This window comes from Streptomyces sp. SCSIO 30461 (assembly GCF_037023745.1).
In the GTDB taxonomy this organism is placed as follows: domain Bacteria; phylum Actinomycetota; class Actinomycetes; order Streptomycetales; family Streptomycetaceae; genus Streptomyces.
Window position 1 is genome coordinate 3,039,360 of the sequence record NZ_CP146101.1, and the last position, 17,648, is coordinate 3,057,007.

A 17,648-nucleotide genomic window follows, 5' to 3' on the forward strand; every position below is an offset into this window, starting at 1 on the left:
GCAGAAGAGGACCGAACAGGAGCTGCCATGCCCACCGCCGAGCCTTTCGCACGCCCCGCCGTCATCGAGCTGCGCCAGTACACCTTGCGCTCCGGTCGGCGCGACGAGCTCATCGAGCTGTTCGACAAGGAGTTCGTCGAGACCCAGGAAGGCGCGGGGATGGTCGTCATCGGCCAGTTCCGGGACCTCGACGACCCGGACCGCTTCGTCTGGCTTCGCGGGTTTCGGGACATGGAGGTACGCCAACGCGCGCTGACAGCCTTCTACGGCGGCTCCGTCTGGGCCGAGCACGGCCCTCAGGCCAACGCCACCATGGTCGACTCCGACGATGTGCTCCTTCTTCGTCCCCTCTCGGACGCGAGCGGGTTCGCCGTCCTGCCGTCCCAGCGGCCTCGCTTCGGCGCTCGGGCACCGCAGCGATTCGTGTCCGCCACTGTGTGGTCATTCCCTCCGGGGCGGCACGACGGCATCGCACTGATCAGGGACGGCCTCCTCCCCGTGCTCCGGGATACAGGCCCCACCCCGCTCGCCGTCCTCACCACCGAGACAGCGCACAACACATTCCCCAGGCTGCCGATTCGTACCGCGGAGAACGTCGCCGCGATCTTCACCGCGTACTCCGACGAGAGCCACCACCGGCATCATCTCGCCCGAGTACAGGCCCATCCCCTCGTGCGGGACGAGATCCTCCCGGGCATCGCGCGGGAACAGACAGCGGCCCCCCTGACGCTGCGGCTGGCGCCCACCGGCCGTTCGCTCGTCTCCTGACCGGGCTCGTCTGCCGTGGTCGATGAAGGCGCTGCTCGGGAGAGCAGGAGCGTGGCGAGTTGTTCCAGCGGCTCCGCGACGCCGAGGCCGTGCGTGCCGATGTACGCGCCGCAGCGGAGGCGCCCGGCACCCGGCGGCGCCGCCCCGGCCCGCACCTGCCTGAGTGGACGCGTGTGTGCGGGACTTGATCGCCGGCAGCGGCCGAGTGGTGCGGGCCGGCCAGGTGGTCCACCAGGTCGTCCAGCTCGGTTCGGACTCCGGCCGAAACCGCGACGCCGAGCGTCCCGGCAAGTCCGAGGAAGGAGTCGATGTCGCCTTGGGCCGGACCGGACCAGGTGGGGAGTGTGCCTTCGTCGTCGCCGCTGGTGGCCGCATGGAGCCGGGCCGGTGCGGCGGCGTAGTCGACCACTCAGCCCTCGCGGGGCGGCTGGTGGTCCACGTACTCAAGGACCAGGACACGTTCGCCCGGATCGGTGCCGACGAGCATCGGCACCACGGGCGGGTCGACCCGGGACGCGAGCTTCAGCGCCGCCACTTCGCGGGCGTACCTCTCGGCCGCCTCCGGAGCGTCGATGAGCTGCTTGACCACCACGGGTGTGCCGGACAGCTCGGCCCGCCTACGCGAGATCGCGGGCTGCTTCCCCGGCGGCGAGCCCGACGAGGCGAGCCCAGCTCGGACCGCAGTGCGTCTCCGAATGGCAGTCGTGACCACATGGGCTCATGCTCGCACGTTCCGCGTCCGTGAAGCCGGGTGACGCAGGGCGCCACCACGACGTCCCAGACCCGCGGCATGGTTGTGAGGAGGATCACGACCCGCCGGCCATATGGCGTCGCGGTGAACCGGCTTCGGGGACGAGGGGTCGGATGACCTGTGATCTCGCCCTTTCTGCAAAGAGATCGATGGCATCGCGCCCGCCGATGTGTGCGGGATCTGTGTGCGGCGTGCTACCCGGTGTTCCAGGGGGCGTCGTGCCGCGACCGCCTGTCAGCCGTTAGCATCACGGCATGGTTACGGCCTGGTCTTTCTCCAGCGTGCTGCGGGTCCGCTCTTCAGCGGGGCCGCTGCGTCTGCTGTGGCTGGCCGCGCTACTGCTCGGCATCCTGTTCACGCATGGCGCGACGGCGGAGAGCTCGGCGAGCCATGGGGTGGCCGGTGTGACCACGCACATGCATGCATCCGCCGGGATTGACGATGGTCACGTGGGCGGGGCCGGGCACGGTGACGATGCCGCGCACTCCTCGCCCGAAGCCGTGGCCGCCGAAGACCGCCATGACGGTCACGGCTCTTCACATCCGGCTCAGGCGTGCGTCTCCGGCCAGCCCCAGCAGGGCCTGGATCTGGCCGCTCCCTGTCTGCACCCACTGAGTCGGGTGGCGCCCAAGCGTGCCTACGCAGGCGGGAAGTCCTCAGTCCCGCCCCGGCCCGAGTCGCCCATTCCTCCATCGGCGGGTCCCACGGACTCGGTAGTTCAGCAGGTCTAGATTTCGGCGCCCTCGACTGGTCGCCGCCTCCCGAGAATCATCAGCCCCCGGCCCTGCCGGGTGGGTTGTGCCAGTGCGGCCGGTTCCCGGCACTCAGGCGCCCGTACACCGCACCTCCGTGCGCTGAGGGGTACCCCTCGTGCCTGCCTGCAATCCCTGCTGATCTCTTTCCGCCTCCTCTCCGCGTGACCGTGAGAAGAGGCTGGTCCCCGGAGGAACCATGCCGTTCCATCCTCTTCCTCACCTTCACGGCAGCCGCCGTGCTGCCCATTCCTCATGGCTGTTCCGTCTGATTTCCTTCGTCCTGGTTGGGCTGCTGATGGGCGCATCCGCCTGCTCTGTCATGCATGACAGCGGCAGCCGTGCGCACGGAGGGACGCCAGCGTCGTCCGGCCATCTCCCGCAGGCGGCAGAAGCTGTGGAGCGGGAGATGGCCCACGGGCCGCATCCACACCCCGGCTCTGCCTGCGCGCCGTACGTGGTCGGCCAGGTGCTGCCGAAAGCCGGGCATCTGGTCACGGGCGGGGTGGCCTTGGCTGCCTTCGCCGCGGTAGCGGCTGGAGTGACTGCTGCCGTGGCTGTCTCGCTCCAGGCGGCGCGGCGCGACGGCGGTAGATCCCGGATACGGCTTTCGGGCCGGGCCGGACTCTCCGTCGTCTGTCGGTGGCGGATCTAGACCAGGTGCTTTCGCAGCCTCGACCGTGGCTGCCGCGTGCTGCGCCAGGACCAAAGGCGCACGCCTCGTCCTGGCGGGAGCGCACGCGAGATGAGCACCCGTCACGCCACCACTGAATGAGAGCGGAAGATGCACCCGCACACCACCACTGACATCACACCCCCCACCCGCTCCGCCCTTTCCGGGCTCGTCGGCAACACCCCTGTCCTCCGGATTTCCGAGCCTCTCTCCCCGGCTGATCGCGGATTCTGGGCAAAACTGGAGGGCTTCAACCCCGGCGGCATCAAGGACCGCCCTGGCCTCCACATGGTCGAGCAGGCCCGTGCCCGCGGCGACCTTCGCCCTGGTGACCGAATCATCGAGTCCACCAGCGGCACCCTCGGCCTCGGCCTTGCCCTGGCGGGGATGGTTTACGGCCACCCGGTCACCCTGGTCACCGACCCAGGGCTCGAGCGGTCCATGACGCAGCTGCTGACCGCACATGGCGCGCAGGTCAATGTGGTCTCCGAACCCCACCCCACCGGGGGCTGGCAGCAGGCACGGCGCGACCGCGTGGCCCAGCTCATGGCGCAGCACCCCGGCTCGTGGTGCCCGGACCAGTACAACAACCCCGACAACACCACTGCCTACACTCCGCTCGCGCTGGAGCTGGCCTCCGAACTGGGCCCCATCGACGTACTGGTGTGCAGCGTAGGCACCGGGGGGCACTCCGCGGGCGTATCCCGCGTCCTGCAGCACCTCTACCCGGAGATGCAGCTCGTCGGCGTCGACACCACCGGCTCGACCATCTTCGGCCAGCCCGCCCGTACCCGGTTGATGCGCGGCCTGGGCTCAAGCATCTACCCCCGCAACGTCGCCTACGACAACTTCAGCGAGGTCCACTGGGTCGCCCCCCACGAGGCCGTGTGGACCTGCCGCCAACTCGCCGCATGCCACTACGCCACCGGCGGGTGGAGCGTCGGCGCAGTCGCCCTGGTCGCTGGGTGGCTGGCTCGCACCCTGCCCGCGGACACAAAGATCGCGGCGATCTTCCCGGACGGCCCGCAGCGTTACCTGAGCACGGTCTACGACGACGACTACTGCGCCGCCCACGGACTGCTCGACTCCCCACCCGCACCGGAACCGGAGGTGATCGGCAGCCTGGGCGAGAAGGAGGTCACCCGCTGGACCCGGTGCACCACTGTCGTCGACCCGCTCACCCTGAACGACCCGGCGCAGGACACCAAGGTGGTCGATCCGCTCGCCGAATCCGACGCGGAACCTGACGTGTCGTTCGGGACCGAGGACATCGAATCCGACCTGCTGGAGGAGGACCGGTGAAGGGGACCCTCGCCCAGGTGCGCTCCTACGAGCGCAGTGTCCAGCTGTTGATGGTGAACCAGTTCACCATCAACCTCGGTTTCTACATGCTGATGCCCTATCTGGCAGCACACCTGGCTGGCCCCCTTGGTCTCGCGGGCTGGCTCGTCGGGCTCATCCTCGGCGTACGCAACTTCAGCCAGCAGGGCATGTTCCTGGTCGGCGGCACTCTGGCCGACCGGCTCGGCTACAAGCCGATGATCATCGCGGGGCTTGTGCTGCGTATCGTCGGCTTCGCGACCCTCGGGCTCGTCGACTCCGTACCCGCCCTGCTCGCAGCGTCGGCCGCGACAGGCTTGGCCGGTGCGCTGTTCAACCCGGCCTCCCGGGCCTACCTGGCCTTGGACGCCGGCGACCGCCGGGTCGAGGCGTTCGCGCTGTTCAACGTCTTCTACCAGGCGGGCATCCTGCTGGGCCCGCTGGTGGGCATGGTGCTGACCGGCGTCGACTTCCGCGTCACCTGCCTGACCGCAGCCGGAATCTTCGCCGTGCTGAGCATCGTGCAGATCCGGGCCCTGCCCGCCCGCCGGGCCGACGACACGCAGGAGCAGAAGGACGGTCGGCGCGAGAGCGTACTCGCCGAGTGGCGCGGCATCATCGCCAACCGGGCGTTCCTGCTCTTCTCCGTGGCCATGGTCGGCTCGTATGTCATGTCCTTCCAGGTCTATCTCGCGCTCCCGCTGGAGGTGCGACGCCTTGGCGGGGAAGGACAGTTCGGCACAGCTGCGGTCGCGGTGCTCTTCGCCGTCTCCGGACTGAGCACGATCCTCTTCCAGACGAAGGTCACCGCCTGGTGCAAGGCCCGTATGGAACCGGGCCGGGCGCTCACCTGGGGGCTGCTCACCATGGGCGTGGCGTTCGTACCCCTGCTTGCGGCCACGGCGGTCCCCGTGCCGGACGGCGGAGTGGGACTGTGGCTGCTCGCGGCCGTGCCACCTGCGCTCTCCGCACTGCTCCTCGCGCTGGGGACGATGATCGCCTATCCATTCGAAATGGACACCATCGTCCGGCTCTCCGGTGACCGCCTCGTCGCCACCCACTACGGGCTGTACAACACCATCTGCGGCGTCGGTATCACCCTCGGAAACCTGCTCACCGGCGCGGCTCTCGACGCCGCCCGTGCGGCGGGCGTCTCCGCGCTCCCGTGGATCGCGCTCCTCGCGCTCGGCCTGGTCTGCGCCGCCGCTCTGTACAGGCTGCACCGCACCGGTCGCCTGGCGCCGCCCCCCGTGCGCGGGGCGCAGCCCGAGCCCGTCACAGCCTGACCAACAACTCCGCGCTGGAGGGCGGGCGAGTTGCCTCTCGTCCGCCCCTCCAGCCGACCGTGCCCACCTCCAGGAGCGATCGATGCCGACCCCTGCTCTGCCGACCCCAACCGGCCTGCAGTTGCGACCCTTCCAGGCCGTGCGCTACGACCCGGCCCAGGCCGGTGACCTGTCCCACGTGATCTGCCCGCCGTACGACGACATCGGCCCGGCCCGCGCACGCTCCCTGCGCGTAAAGCCCCACCACATCGCGCGGTTGCTTCACGCCACCGACCCGCAGACGGCCGCCGGTCAGCTGGACCGCTGGCAGCAGCGTGGCGTACTGGTCCGCGACACCCGACCCGCTCTCTACGTCTACCAACAGCAGCGCGGCGCCCGGATCCTGCAACGGGGACTGATCGGTGAACTGCATCTGGACCGCGGTCCCGCCACCCCTGTGCTTCCCCACGAGGACGTACAACCCCACGTGGTCAGGCAGCGCGCCGGACTCATGTCCGCTCTGCGCGCCCAGCTGGAACCACTGCTGCTGACCTACCGGTCCACAGAATCGATGACGGCGCAGATCGTCGAACACGTCACCCGGCGCCCACCGGTGGCTGTCGCCCGCGCCGGCACGATCACCCACATGCTGTGGGCCAGCACTGCCCCGGACGAACAACTCCTCATCACGGCCGGCTTGTCCCGGTACCGGGCCCTCATCGCCGACGGGCACCACCGCCACGCCGCCGGCCTGCAACTGAGTGAAGGAGAGGACGCAAGTCCTTGGCAGGGCAGCCTCGCCCTGCTGGTCGACGCCACCACCCATCCTCTGCGGTTGTCGGCGATCCACCGGGTGATGCCCGGCCTGGAGCCTGCGAAGGCCGCGGTGGCCGCCGCTGACGTGGCGCACGTGCGGCAACTGTCCGGGCCGCGCCTTCCGGGCCCCGGGGAACTGGTGCTCGCCGGAGCCGGCCGGGCGTGGGCCATCTCCGACCCCGAGCCGGAGGCGCTGCGGGAGGCTCTGACCGGCCGCCCGCCGCAATGGCATCAACTGGCAGCGGCGGTCACCGACCACCTTCTGCTGGGCCGTGCCTGGTCGGTTCCCGACCTGTCGGGTGCCATACGTCATGTGCACGATGCAGAACAGGCTGTGGCTGCTGTTGCCTCACCGGGCAGTGGAACTGCCGTCCTGTTGCCCGCGGTCACCGAGAACACGGTGTGGGACATGGTCGGCGCAGGAGTGCGGCTGCCCCGCAAGACGACCTCGTTCGGTCCCAAACCAGCCGCCGGGCTGGTATTGCGCGTCATCGACGCGCCATAAGGGCTGTCCCGTGATCCGCGGTGGATCAGAGCGCGGCGTCAGGTGTATGGGGTCTCCGCCAGCCCCTGGGGCCGAGGGGTATGGGGTCTCCCCCGGCCCTTGGGGCCGAGGTGTATGAAGTCTCCCGCCGGCCCTTGGGGCCGAGGGGTATGGGGTCTCCCCCGGCCCTTGGGGCCGAGGGGACGCAACGCAAGGCGGAGGGTCGCCCTCATACTGGGTGTATTCGGGTGATTCGGCAACGCAGCGTGGGGGCACCTCCCGGCGAAGCCGGGGGGAGTGCCGTAGCTGTCGTCGCGCGCCCGCCGGGGATTACGGGACAGCCCTTAGCCGACCACACCACACTCACCGTCATCCATTTCCGGTAAGGAGCAGTTTCCGTTGTCCCATTCCCAGCTCGCCGACCGCCCCGCAGGCTCCGATGGTCAGCCTGCGCCCAACGCCCCCGGACCAGGCCGTGCCGCCATCCGGAGAGCGCGCACCCGCAGGGCCCAGAAGACCTCTCTGCTGGCGCGATACGTTGGTTACGTCGGCTACTTCGTCGGCGCCGGACTCATCAGCGGCGCGGTGGTTCACCACCCGCTGGACCCGGCCCGCTACACGCGGATCGCCGCGTGCGGCGTTCTGGTCTTCCTCGCTGCCACCGTGCTCAACGAGTTCTTCCTCGCACGCGACAAGCCTGGCCTGTCAAGGATGCTGCTGGTCATCGGCGCCTCACTGCTGCTCTCGTTCGGCATCGGCATGCTCAGTGGCGGCCTCCAGCACTTCGAGGACTTCCCCGCACGTGGCGCCGTGCTCGTACCCCTGGGGATTACGGTCTCTTTCATCGCCTATGCGGCGAAGGACGCCCAGACCTCCTGGCGGCGCATCTTCAGTCCCGTGGGCCTGGCGGTCCTGCTGACCGCGCTGATCAGCTTCGCCGGTCTGCGCTACGTGGCTGCCGGCATGGACGAACCGGCGGAAGGCGGCGGACACAGCCACGGAAGCGCGGAGCAAGAGGAAGCGGGGCAGGAGCAGCGGCACGAACCGGCCCCCGCGGCCCCCGCATCCCAGCCCGGAACCCCTCCCAGGGGCAGCGGTGCGGTCAAGGGATCCGGCCACGGCGAGGGTCACGCTCACTGAGCCTCCGTCAACTTGAAGTTGTTGGTAAAAGGCTGGCCTGACTGGTTTTCGGGGTGCTCGTGCTGGTCGTAGGCGGTCGTCCACGACGGAGATCATTGGTCGGCGTTGGTTTCGCGGTTGGTCAGGACGAGCAGAGCCTTGGAGATCAGATCCGGTTCGGGGCAGCGGTGGAGCAGGTGTCGGCGGACGCGCCCAGGTCCGGCTCGGGCCGTCGGATGCCTCAGGGTCCATCCAGTGCGGCAGTGGGAGCAAGGCACTGGCTTGTGGGGGGGGTGCAGCGAACGCGTCCCGCCCACGGACCGCAGTGGTGGCGGGTGAGGGGGTGCCGGTTGTGAAGTGACGGTGCCTTTCTCCCCGTTCAGCGTGTCTGCGGTAGCTGGTCCTGGATGTCTCTCCCTGCGGATAGCGCGGTGGTGTCCCGGGTGAAGTGAGTTTCCGGGCCGAAGCGTTGCCGGTAGGCCGAGGGGGTGAGTCCCGTTTCTCGGCGTAGGAGTGTTCGGAGGTTGGCGGGGGTGCCGAGTCCGGCGTTGCGGGCGACGGCGTCGATACGGGTGTCTCCGCGTTCGAGGAGGCGGCGGGCGAGGGTGACGCGTTGCGCGGTCAGCCATGCGAGGGGTGTGGTGCCGAGTTGGGTGCGGAAGCGGCGGTGCAGGGTGGTGGTACTGACGGCCGCCTCGGTTGCGAGGTCCGCGATGGTGAGGGGGGTGTCGAGTCGCTCCTGCGCCCAGGCCAGCAGGGGGGCGAGGGATTCGTCGGGCAGGTCGGGTAAGGGGCGTTCGATGAACTGCTTCTGTCCGCCGTCGCGGTGGGCGGGGAAGACGAGTCGGCGGCTGATGGAGTTGGCGGTCTCCGCGCCGTGGTCGCGGCGGATGATGTGCAGGCCGAGGTCGAGTGCGGCGGCGCTGCCCGCGGAGGTGAGGATGGTGCCGTCGTCGACGAAGAGGACGTCGGGTTCGACGCGGACTGCGGGGTAGTGGGCGCGCAGGAGGTCCGTGCACTGCCAGTGCGTGGTGGCCCGGCGGCCGTCGAGCACGCCGGCCTGGGCCAGGGCGAACGCGCCGGTGCAGAAGGAGACCAGCCGGGCGCCCCGCTGATGGGCGCGGCGTATGGCGTCCAGTACGGCGGGATGGCGCGGCTGGCTGACGTCAGGCCTGCTCGGGAGGATCAGGGTGTCGGCGGCGTCGGCGGCTTCGAGGCACGCTGCTTCGGTCAGAGTGAAGAAGCGGTCGCGCATGACCGTGCGGTCCTGGGGTGTGCAGAGCGTGAAGTTGTAGAGGTCACGGCCGAGCTCGGGTCGGGGCAGCCCGAACAGTTCGGTGGCGCAGCCGAGTTCGAAGGGGTTGGTGTCCTCTTCCACGATGACTGTCATCTGGTGTGGCTGGAGCCCTCGGGAAGCGTCGTGGAAGGATTCTTGCGTCATACGCCACTTCTACCACTCACACCCGGCGATGCCGGTGTCGAAGGATGAGGCCTGGTGAGCGGCGGTGGGCCTGCGCGTCCATGGACGGCATGCCCCTGCCGTCCAAACCTGTATGGGTTTCGGTGAGAGGAGTATGCGCAATGCGCCTGTTTTCTTGGCGTACTTCCGTGGTGAGAGGAACCGTGCCGGGTGCGCGGGAGGAAACGAGGAGCGTAAGGGGCTCCGTGCCGTTGGGGCGACGATGGCGGGTACGGTTGACCGCACTCTTGGTCACCCTGCCGAGTGCGGTCGTGACGCCGCTGCTCACGGCACAGCCGGCTGCCGCAGCGACGACCGGTAGTACGGTCTGTTTGCGGTCGGCGGACGGTGTCTACCGCTGGGATGGTGGTACGTCCTGGACGCAGATCAGCGGGCCCGGAACAGCCGACCAGATCTACGGAGGCGGGGCGGGTCTTCTCCGGGCCGCTCCGGACGGCAGTGGTGTCTACCGCTATCAGGGGTCCGGGCAGAACTGGCAGCGGATCGGTACCGCCGGCCCGGGCTCCCAGTGGGTGGTCACGGACAATGCCGTCTTCGGGCGGTCACCCGACGGTGTCTACCGCTGGGATGGTGGTACGTCCTGGACGCAGATCAGCGGGCCCGGAACAGCCGACCAGATCTACGGAGGCGGGGCGGGTCTTCTCCGGGCCGCTCCGGACGGCAGTGGTGTCTACCGCTATCAGGGGTCCGGGCAGAACTGGCAGCGGATCGGTACCGCCGGCCCGGGCTCCCAGTGGGTGGTCACGGACAATGCCGTCTTCGGGCGGTCACCCGACGGTGTCTACCGCTGGAATGGTGGTACGTCCTGGACGCAGATCAGCGGGCCCGGAACAGCCGACCAGATCTACGGAGGCGGGGCGGGTCTTCTCCGGGCCGCTCCGGACGGCAGTGGTGTCTACCGCTATCAGGGGTCCGGGCAGAACTGGCAGCGGATCGGTACCGCCGGCCCGGGCTCCCAGTGGGTGGTCACGGACAATGCCGTCTTCGGGCGGTCACCCGACGGTGTCTACCGCTGGAACGGTGGTACGTCCTGGACGCAGATCAGCGGGCCCGGAACAGCCGACCAGATCGTGCCCTGCGCCGCCGTCAACACGGCGGTCGGCTGGACCACTTACTCCGCCGACAGCGACGAAGGCAAAGAAGCTCTCGAGGTATGCGCGGGTGAAGTGTTCCCGGGGATTATCTGCACCATGACCTACTCACCCCAGAGCTATCAGACCTTTCCAGGGGAAGAACGCCCTGTCGGAGACAGGGTCTTCAATTACACTGCGCAAACCGTGACTCACACCCTGACCTGGTCGGATACCGTGGGGAGATCAGACACACTCGAGGTGAGCGCATCCACGAAAGCCACCATCTGGGAAGTGGCTGAAGTAGGAGTGAGCGCGACTTACAGTAAGACTTTGAGTAAGTCGAGTACCGTTTCGCAGACCGAAAGCCTGCCAGTTTCAGGTTGCAGCGTGGGGTGGCTGGCCCGTTCTGCGGAGATGGACACTGCCACAGGGGACATTCATGTGCATTTCGCCAAGGGAAATCGCCTGTACGGCCACCGGGACTTCATGATCACCAACGCTGCGTTCACGGCACCGACCGGGAACGGTTCCGTCGTCGCCCGTTCTCGCCCCATGACCGCGTCTGAAAGCACCTCGTGCTCTTGAGGCCGTCCGGGAATTCGAAGTCCCGACCCGTCGTACCACCCAGCCGCGGGGCTGAGGCAATCTGATGCGGTACTCCCAGTTCGTTCGCCGGCCAGGCCGGACGGCGCTGACATAGGCACGTTGGACACTCTGCAGCGACGGCCGGGGTTACGCCGCAGAGTGTCCGGCGTCGCGCCCTTCTGCTGCTGAGGCGTTCGATATTGACGGCAATATCCGTGAATACATGTTGAAGATGGGCTTTCGGTCGTCCTCGGTAGCGGCGTATGCCGTGGCCGTCGGCGAACTCGCTGACCTGGAGCAGGGCGGCCGTCGGGTTCCCCCAGCCGCGTGAGATACCGTGATACGTGAGAGGGTCTGACGGGTGAGCGAGACACCACCGAACACCCTGCAATACCGCTCTGACGGGCCAGAAGACGCTCCGGTCCTGGTCCTGGGCCCCTCACTGGGTACTACATGGCATATGTGGGACCGCCAGATACCGGAGCTGTCCGAACGATGGCGGGTCATCCGCTTCGATCTCCCCGGCCACGGCGGCGCCCCGGCCCACCCCGCCGACTCGGTCAGCGAAATCGCGGACCGCCTCGTCGCCGTCCTCGACCTGCTCGGCGTACAGCGCTTCGGGTACGCGGGTTGTTCCATCGGCGCCGCCGTCGGTATCGACCTCGCGCTGCGGCTGCCGCACCGGGTGGCCACCCTCGCGGTGATCGCGGCCTCGCCTCGGTTCGGGACGGCCGACGACTTCCGCAGACGCGGGGTGATCGTCCGCACCAACGGGCTCGAACCGATGGCCCGCAGCGCACCCGACGGCTGGTTCACACCCGAGTTCGCCGCCGCGCAGCCCGCGATCGTGGAGTGGGCCGTCCAGATGGTGCGTACCACCGATCCCGGCTGCTACATCGGGGCGTGCGAGGCGCTCGCGGCCTTCGACGTGCGCCAAGACCTGGGGCGCATCGGCGTGCCCACGCTCGTCCTGGTCGGGTCCGACGACCAGCTCACCGGGCCGGCCGAGGCCCGGACGCTCGTGGCGGGCATCCCGGACGCCCGGCTCGCCCTCGTGCCCGGCGCCTCCCACCTCGCGCCGGTGGAGCAGCCGGCGGCCGTCACCGATCTGCTGATCCGCCACTTCTCCCTGGCCTGGCAGGACACCCTGGCCGCGATACCCGCGCCCCCCGTGCTGCCCGGGTTCGCCGCACGAGGCAACCCGTCCGCTGAGTTCGCGGGTGCCCCCGGAGTGTCGGCCGCCCCCGCCGAACAGCAGGGGGTCGGCCGCGTCGGCCGCCCGGACCCCTACGACGCAGGGCTCAAGGTTCGCAGGGAGGTGCTGGGGGATGCCCATGTGGACCGTGTGCTGGAGACCGCGGACGACTTCACCGCCGACTTCCAGGAGCTGATCACCCGCTACACCTGGGGCGAGGCGTGGAGCCGCGGCGGCCTGGACCGGCGCACCCGCAGCGCGGTCGCGCTCACCGCGCTGGTCGCCGGCGGTCATCTCGACGATCTGGCCGTCCACGTCCGTGCCGCACTCCGCAACGGGCTCACTCCTGTGGAGATCCGCGAAGTCCTGATGCAGTCGGCGGTCTACTGCGGGGTGCCCGCCGCCGATGCCGCCTTCCGCGTGGCCCAGGGGGTGATCCGCGAGGAGACCACCCCGCACACATAGGATGCGCCGCACTGCCGCGAGAGAGAGGTCGCCCCGGTGAAGCTCACGAAGAAGTCGCACGCCTGCATCCGGCTGGAGAAGGGCGGGCGGACACTCGTCATCGACCCCGGTGCCTTCAGCGAGGCGGACGCGGCCGTAGGAGCCGACGCCGTGCTCATCACCCATGAGCACGCCGACCACTTCGACGAGGCACGGCTGCGCGCTGCGCTGGACGCCAACCCGGCCGCCGGGATCTGGACGCTGCGCAGTGTCGCCGAGAAGCTCTCCGCCGCTTTCCCCGGCCGGGTGCACACGGTGGGCAGCGGCGACGCGTTCTCCGCCGCGGGCTTCGACGTCCAGGTGTACGGCGAGCTGCACGCGGTCATCCACCCGGACCTACCGCGGGTCACCAACGTCGGCTTCCTGGTGGACGGTTCGGTCTTCCACCCGGGGGACGCGCTGACGGTGCCCGAACAGTCCGTAGATACGCTGATGCTCCCGGTGATGGCCCCGTGGAGCAAGGTCTCCGAGGTCATCGACTATGTGCGCGAGGTCGGGCCGCGCCGGGCGATCGATGTCCACGACGCGCTGCTGACCGAGCTGGCGCGTCCGATCTACGACACCCACATCGGCAATCTCGGCGGCGCCGAGCACAGCAGGCTCGCGCCGGGGGACTCGACGCAGCTCTGATCCGGTCGCGGGCGTACCGAGCCGGTACGCCCCCGGTCCGCCCGACCTCACCCCGGCTCGGGCCGTCCCGCCCCCGCTACGGCGCGGCTCCGGCATCCCGGGCTGTTCTCGGCGGCCCCGGTTGTCACACCCCGCGGTTACGCTTGCAGACATGCGCATCGCCACGTTCAACGTCAATTCGATCACGGCCCGGTTGCCGCGGCTGCTCGCCTGGCTGGAGAGCAGCGGCACCGACGTGCTGTGCATCCAGGAGACCAAGTGCACCGCCGAGCAGTTCCCGGCAGACGCGCTGAAGGAGCTCGGCTATGAGTCGGCGGTGAACGCCGACGGCCGGTGGAACGGTGTGGCGCTGCTCTCCCGGGTCGGGCTCGACGACGTCGTCATGGGGCTGACCGGCGGCCCCGCGTACGGCGGGGCCCAGGAGCCGCGAGCGGTGAGCGCCACCTGCGGTCCGGTCCGGGTCTGGTCGGTGTACGTGCCCAACGGCCGGGAGGTCGCCCATGAGCACTATGCCTACAAACTGGCCTGGCTCGAGGCGCTGAAGCAGGCCGTCACCGAGGACGCGGCGGGCGGTCGTCCGTTCGCGGTGCTGGGCGACTACAACATCGCACCCACCGACGACGATGTGTGGGACCGGTCCTTCTTCGAGGACATGACCCATGTGACCGAGCCGGAGCGCGCCGCGCTGGCGGGGCTGCGGGAGATCGGTCTGTCCGACGTGGTGCCGCGTCCGCTCAAGTACGCCCATCCTTATACCTACTGGGACTACCGTCAGCTGTGCTTCCCCAAGAACAGGGGTATGCGCATCGATCTGGTGTACGGCAACGAGCCGTTCGCCAAGGCGGTCAAGGACAGCTATGTCGACCGTGAGGAGCGCAAGGGCAAGGGGGCGTCGGACCACGCCCCGGTCGTAGTCGACCTCGATCTCTGAGGTCAGCGCTCCGCGCGCCCTGTGGTGCGCCGTCCACGGGAGTGCAAGGCTGATCGGTATGAACATCCCTTTCTTGGACAACTGGCGTAAAAAGCATAGTGCCGAGCGAGGCGGACAGGTGCTGGCATCCGCGATCGGGGGCGACCCGGATGGCGTAGCCGCGCTGCTCGGCGAGTGCGAGCTGCTGCGTGTCCGGGCAGGACAGCAGGGGCTCGAACTGGATGACACCCCGCGTTCCTTGGAGGCGCTCGACCAGCTTCCACCGCGCTGGCGCGACGACCCGGAGGAGCTGCCCTGGGTGGGCAATGACGCCGGCCTGTATCTGGGCACGGTGATCGTCCGTACGGTGCGGGGCGCCACCTGGCATGTCTGGCCCGGAGGGCAGCCGGTGATCAGGCTGGCCTCCGGGCGGGAGATCAACGTGGTGGAGGCGGGCTTGGACTGGGCGACTCAGGGGTCGCCCGAGCTGTCCCAGGTGTACGCCGAAGCGGCAGAAGCCTGACGTTTTTCTACCGCTTATGCCGTATTTATGCCCATTCGGTGCGTGTTGGGTGTGAAGCCCGCCGTCCCGGTGGATAGTTTGCGCTGGCCGGACCCGGACCGGAGGCCAGCCGGAGATCACTTCTCACGTAGGGGGACCGACACATATGAGGGGTCGTCCGCTGGTGAGGAGAAGGTCAGCTTCGCCCCGGACGGGTTGTGCTCGATGTAGAGCGGGTCGACGGTGTCGACGACCAGGGCGAGACGGTGGCCCGCCGGCACATCGTAGGCCGTGGAGTACAGCTCCATATCCACGGTGAAGGGGCGGCCGGGGGTCTGGCCGTGGAAGGTGTAGGGCGCGTTGCTGATCAGCTTGCCGAGGCCGAGCGGTCCCACGTCGTAGAGGTATGCGACGAGGGTGCCGCTCTCCTTGGTGCTGGTGACCGTCGTGTGCAGCTTCGCCGTGCCCCTGACGCGCTGCTCGGAGCCGTAGCGCTCGGACTGCCAGACCGCTGCGAACCAGCGCGGCAGCAGCGGGATCGACGCCATCGGCGGCACCTTCAGGAACTGGTCCAGGGCGTTGGAGAGCACGGTGACCCCGCCGTTGGCTCCTGAGTCCACGTTGGCCCGGATCTTCTTGGTGCCGCCCAGCTCGAACTTCCGGGTGTCCGCGCCCACCGACTTCCAGTCCGGGTACGACTCGTAGCCACCTTCCGAGCGTGACTTGATCCGCACCGGCGCCTCGCGGTCCACGCCGTTGTCTTCGCCCTTGAGGTGGTGGTCCATCCAGCGGCGGGCACTGGTCCAGGTGTCGTTGGGTAGGCCCAGCAGTCCGGTCATCTCGGCGGTGGCGTGGTCGCCGGGGCGGAACTCCAGCCGCTTCGGCCCGGTGAGGCGCTCGTAGAACGAGGCGTACTGGTTGGGCGGGAAGATGGTGTCGCCCCAGGCGTTGCCGAGCATGATGGCCGCACCGTTCCGGTTGATCCGGTCCACGTAGGCGGCGGGGGAGCGCTTCCTCCCCCAGGCGATCATGTCGTCTTCCTTGGCCGGGTCGACGCCGCCGAGGAAGTCCTTCATGAACTGTTTGAGCTCGGGACTCGGGCTGCCGGTGGCATAGCCGGTGCCGCCGAGGAGCGCGGCGGCCTGGAGGTGCTCGGTACGTCCGCCGTAGATGGAGGCGGGGATGTCGGCCCAGCCGCTGAGGGCGGCGACGGCCTTGATCCGACTGTCGTGCGCCGCGGCGAGCAGGCTGATGCCGGCGCCGTACGACATCCCGGCCATTCCGACCTTGGACGGGTCGGCGGGGGTGTGGGCGAGTGCCCAGTCGATGACCCGGGACGCGTCGGCGATGTCCGGTGGCCCGGCCACCTCGATGTGACCGCCGGACTGCCAGAAGCCTCGCACGTTGTAACTGACGACCACATAGCCCGAGTCCGCGAGCTTGGCGGCCTGGGCGAGGTACTGGATCTGCGGTGTGGCCCAGCTCGTGGGCAGCACGATCACGGGATATCTGCGGGTTCCGTCGGCGTCCGCCGGGGTGGCGACGTTGGCCTTGAGGACGGTGCCGCCGTCGCCGTGGATGTCGACGAAGCGAACGCCCGGGTGGGTGCCGGCGGCGGCCGGAGCGGCTGGGCTCAGCGCGAAGACCGTACCGGCGAGGAGAGCGGCCGAGACGGTACCGGTCGTCGCCGTCCGCAAGGCCTTGTGGGGGTGTCCCATCGGTCACTCCTGACTCGTGCAAGTACCAAAGTGACCCGACGGTAACGGTTGCCTCTTACCGGAGGTAACTACTTGGTAAGTTACGTGCAAGTAACGATTTTTTGACGTGTCGTCGCACGAGCGTGGTTCTGATCGCGGGTTGACGTGCCGTCAAGTCGGCTTCTCCGGTTCTCCCGCAAGGGGGAAGTCCACCCGTGCGCCGGTTCCGCACCCTGGTGATCGCGGGGTCCACGGTTCACCGTGGTGCCGTACACCGCGGCCGCCCCGGCCGCCCGCCGAACGGAGAGGTCGTGACCATGACCGACAACCGACGTTTCGTGCTCCCTCATACGCTCATCGGTGAAGGCCCGCACCGTGTCATCGCCGTGCACGGCTGGTTCGGTGACCGCGACACCTACGCGCCACTGTTCGCCGACCTCGACACGACCTCTTTCAGCTATGCCTTCGTGGACCTGCGGGGATACGGCGAGGCGATGCGGGCGACCGGCGCGTACACCACCGGCGAAGGCGCCGCGGACGTGCTGGCGCTCGCCAAGGAGATCGGCTGGGACCGCTTCTCGCTCATCGGCCACTCCATGGGCGGCTCCGTGGTCCAGCGGGTCGTGGCGCGCGCACCGCAGCAGGTGCGCCGGCTGGTCGGGATCTCCCCGGTGCCCGCCGGCGGCCTGCCGATGCCCCCCGACCAGTGGCGGCTGTTCGCCGACGCGGCCGACATCCCGGCGAACCGCCGCGCCATCATGGACATCACCACCGGCTCGGTGCGCCCCGGCGCCTGGTTGGACCGGATGACCCAGCGGTCGCTGCGCAGAAGTGACCCCAAGGCGTTCCGGGCATGGCTCGACTCCTGGGCGACGGAGGACTTCCACAGCGAGATCGAGGGCTCCACCATCCCTGCCCTCGCCATCGCCGGTGGTCTCGATCCTGCCCTCGGCGCCTCGCTGATGCGCGAGACCTGGCTGCGCTGGTACGCCAGGGGCGAGCTGGCCGAACTGCCCGCGGCCGGGCACTACGCCATGGACGAGACCCCGCTCCAGTTGATCAGGACCGTGGAGGACTTCCTGCGGGCGGACGCGTGAGTGGTTCGCGCGACCAGGACACGAATC

The 17,648-nt window shown here is 69.0% G+C and carries 15 protein-coding genes; 11 read left to right on the forward strand and 4 right to left on the reverse strand.

The annotated features are described in order from the left end of the window. Nucleotides 1–27 precede the first annotated feature (27 nt). The gene (locus V1460_RS13385; RefSeq protein ID WP_338673946.1) at nucleotides 28–768 is read left to right on the forward strand and encodes an NIPSNAP family protein; all 741 of its coding nucleotides are present in this window, start codon (nucleotides 28–30) and stop codon (nucleotides 766–768) included. A 409-nt stretch (nucleotides 769–1,177) separates the two neighbouring features. Here V1460_RS13385 and V1460_RS13390 read toward each other — a convergent pair whose 3' ends face one another. Both V1460_RS13390 and V1460_RS13395 read right to left on the reverse strand, forming a co-directional pair. Next, nucleotides 1,178–1,480 (reverse strand): hypothetical protein, encoded by a 303-nt coding sequence (locus V1460_RS13390; protein ID WP_338673947.1) that lies wholly within the window; start codon nucleotides 1,478–1,480, stop codon nucleotides 1,178–1,180. 374 nt (nucleotides 1,481–1,854) lie between these two features. Beyond that, nucleotides 1,855–2,049, reverse strand: a complete 195-nt coding sequence (locus V1460_RS13395; protein WP_338673948.1) for a hypothetical protein — start codon at nucleotides 2,047–2,049, stop codon at nucleotides 1,855–1,857. 1,006 nt (nucleotides 2,050–3,055) lie between these two features. On the opposite strand from V1460_RS13395, the gene V1460_RS13400 reads away from it, so the two are divergent. The 4 genes from V1460_RS13400 to V1460_RS13415 all read left to right on the forward strand — a co-directional run bounded on the left by V1460_RS13400 (nucleotide 3,056) and on the right by V1460_RS13415 (nucleotide 7,969). Beyond that, nucleotides 3,056–4,246 (forward strand): PLP-dependent cysteine synthase family protein, encoded by a 1,191-nt coding sequence (locus tag V1460_RS13400; RefSeq protein ID WP_338673949.1) that lies wholly within the window; start codon nucleotides 3,056–3,058, stop codon nucleotides 4,244–4,246. Further along, nucleotides 4,243–5,550, forward strand: coding sequence for an MFS transporter (locus V1460_RS13405; protein WP_338673950.1), 1,308 nt, complete (start codon nucleotides 4,243–4,245; stop codon nucleotides 5,548–5,550). Before V1460_RS13400 ends, V1460_RS13405 begins: the two co-directional genes overlap by 4 nt. A gap of 82 nt (nucleotides 5,551–5,632) precedes the next feature. Continuing rightward, entirely contained in the window at nucleotides 5,633–6,850 is a 1,218-nt protein-coding gene (locus tag V1460_RS13410) for a DUF1015 domain-containing protein (protein WP_338673951.1), read from the forward strand. A 378-nt stretch (nucleotides 6,851–7,228) separates the two neighbouring features. Further along, entirely contained in the window at nucleotides 7,229–7,969 is a 741-nt protein-coding gene (locus V1460_RS13415) for a hypothetical protein (RefSeq protein WP_338673952.1), read from the forward strand. 358 nt (nucleotides 7,970–8,327) lie between these two features. Here the strand turns inward: V1460_RS13415 and V1460_RS13420 are convergent, their stop codons facing one another. Further along, nucleotides 8,328–9,338, reverse strand: coding sequence for a GlxA family transcriptional regulator (locus V1460_RS13420; protein ID WP_407077448.1), 1,011 nt, complete (start codon nucleotides 9,336–9,338; stop codon nucleotides 8,328–8,330). 305 nt (nucleotides 9,339–9,643) lie between these two features. Between V1460_RS13420 and V1460_RS13425 the strand changes: the two genes are divergently transcribed. The 5 genes from V1460_RS13425 to V1460_RS13445 all read left to right on the forward strand — a co-directional run bounded on the left by V1460_RS13425 (nucleotide 9,644) and on the right by V1460_RS13445 (nucleotide 14,848). Further along, nucleotides 9,644–11,086, forward strand: a complete 1,443-nt coding sequence (locus V1460_RS13425; protein ID WP_338673954.1) for a hypothetical protein — start codon at nucleotides 9,644–9,646, stop codon at nucleotides 11,084–11,086. A 361-nt stretch (nucleotides 11,087–11,447) separates the two neighbouring features. Next, nucleotides 11,448–12,746 (forward strand): alpha/beta fold hydrolase, encoded by a 1,299-nt coding sequence (locus tag V1460_RS13430; protein WP_338673955.1) that lies wholly within the window; start codon nucleotides 11,448–11,450, stop codon nucleotides 12,744–12,746. A gap of 36 nt (nucleotides 12,747–12,782) precedes the next feature. After that, entirely contained in the window at nucleotides 12,783–13,415 is a 633-nt protein-coding gene (locus V1460_RS13435) for an MBL fold metallo-hydrolase (protein ID WP_338673956.1), read from the forward strand. 151 nt (nucleotides 13,416–13,566) lie between these two features. Further along, entirely contained in the window at nucleotides 13,567–14,346 is a 780-nt protein-coding gene (locus tag V1460_RS13440) for an exodeoxyribonuclease III (RefSeq protein ID WP_338673957.1), read from the forward strand. 58 nt (nucleotides 14,347–14,404) lie between these two features. Then, the gene (locus V1460_RS13445) at nucleotides 14,405–14,848 is read left to right on the forward strand and encodes a DUF6278 family protein (RefSeq protein WP_338673958.1); all 444 of its coding nucleotides are present in this window, start codon (nucleotides 14,405–14,407) and stop codon (nucleotides 14,846–14,848) included. A 116-nt stretch (nucleotides 14,849–14,964) separates the two neighbouring features. Here V1460_RS13445 and V1460_RS13450 read toward each other — a convergent pair whose 3' ends face one another. Continuing rightward, nucleotides 14,965–16,545 (reverse strand): alpha/beta fold hydrolase, encoded by a 1,581-nt coding sequence (locus V1460_RS13450; RefSeq protein ID WP_338673959.1) that lies wholly within the window; start codon nucleotides 16,543–16,545, stop codon nucleotides 14,965–14,967. Between the two features lie 296 nt (nucleotides 16,546–16,841). Here V1460_RS13450 and V1460_RS13455 point away from each other — a divergent pair, with 296 nt between their 5' ends. Continuing rightward, complete coding sequence (locus tag V1460_RS13455; protein ID WP_338673960.1) at nucleotides 16,842–17,621, forward strand: alpha/beta hydrolase; 780 nt, start codon at nucleotides 16,842–16,844, stop codon at nucleotides 17,619–17,621. Nucleotides 17,622–17,648 lie beyond the last annotated feature (27 nt).

Excerpts from the sequence above, each read along its gene's own strand:
- V1460_RS13420 (WP_407077448.1), bottom strand. The coding sequence starts at position 9,338 with ATGACAGTCATCGTGGAAGAGGACACCAACCCCTTCGAACTCGGCTGC.
- V1460_RS13385 (WP_338673946.1), top strand. The coding sequence starts at position 28 with ATGCCCACCGCCGAGCCTTTCGCACGCCCCGCCGTCATCGAGCTGCGC.
- V1460_RS13410 (WP_338673951.1), top strand. The coding sequence starts at position 5,633 with ATGCCGACCCCTGCTCTGCCGACCCCAACCGGCCTGCAGTTGCGACCC.
- V1460_RS13450 (WP_338673959.1), bottom strand. The coding sequence starts at position 16,545 with ATGGGACACCCCCACAAGGCCTTGCGGACGGCGACGACCGGTACCGTC.
- V1460_RS13400 (WP_338673949.1), top strand. The coding sequence starts at position 3,056 with ATGCACCCGCACACCACCACTGACATCACACCCCCCACCCGCTCCGCC.
- V1460_RS13455 (WP_338673960.1), top strand. The coding sequence starts at position 16,842 with ATGACCGACAACCGACGTTTCGTGCTCCCTCATACGCTCATCGGTGAA.
- V1460_RS13440 (WP_338673957.1), top strand. The coding sequence starts at position 13,567 with ATGCGCATCGCCACGTTCAACGTCAATTCGATCACGGCCCGGTTGCCG.
- V1460_RS13445 (WP_338673958.1), top strand. The coding sequence starts at position 14,405 with ATGAACATCCCTTTCTTGGACAACTGGCGTAAAAAGCATAGTGCCGAG.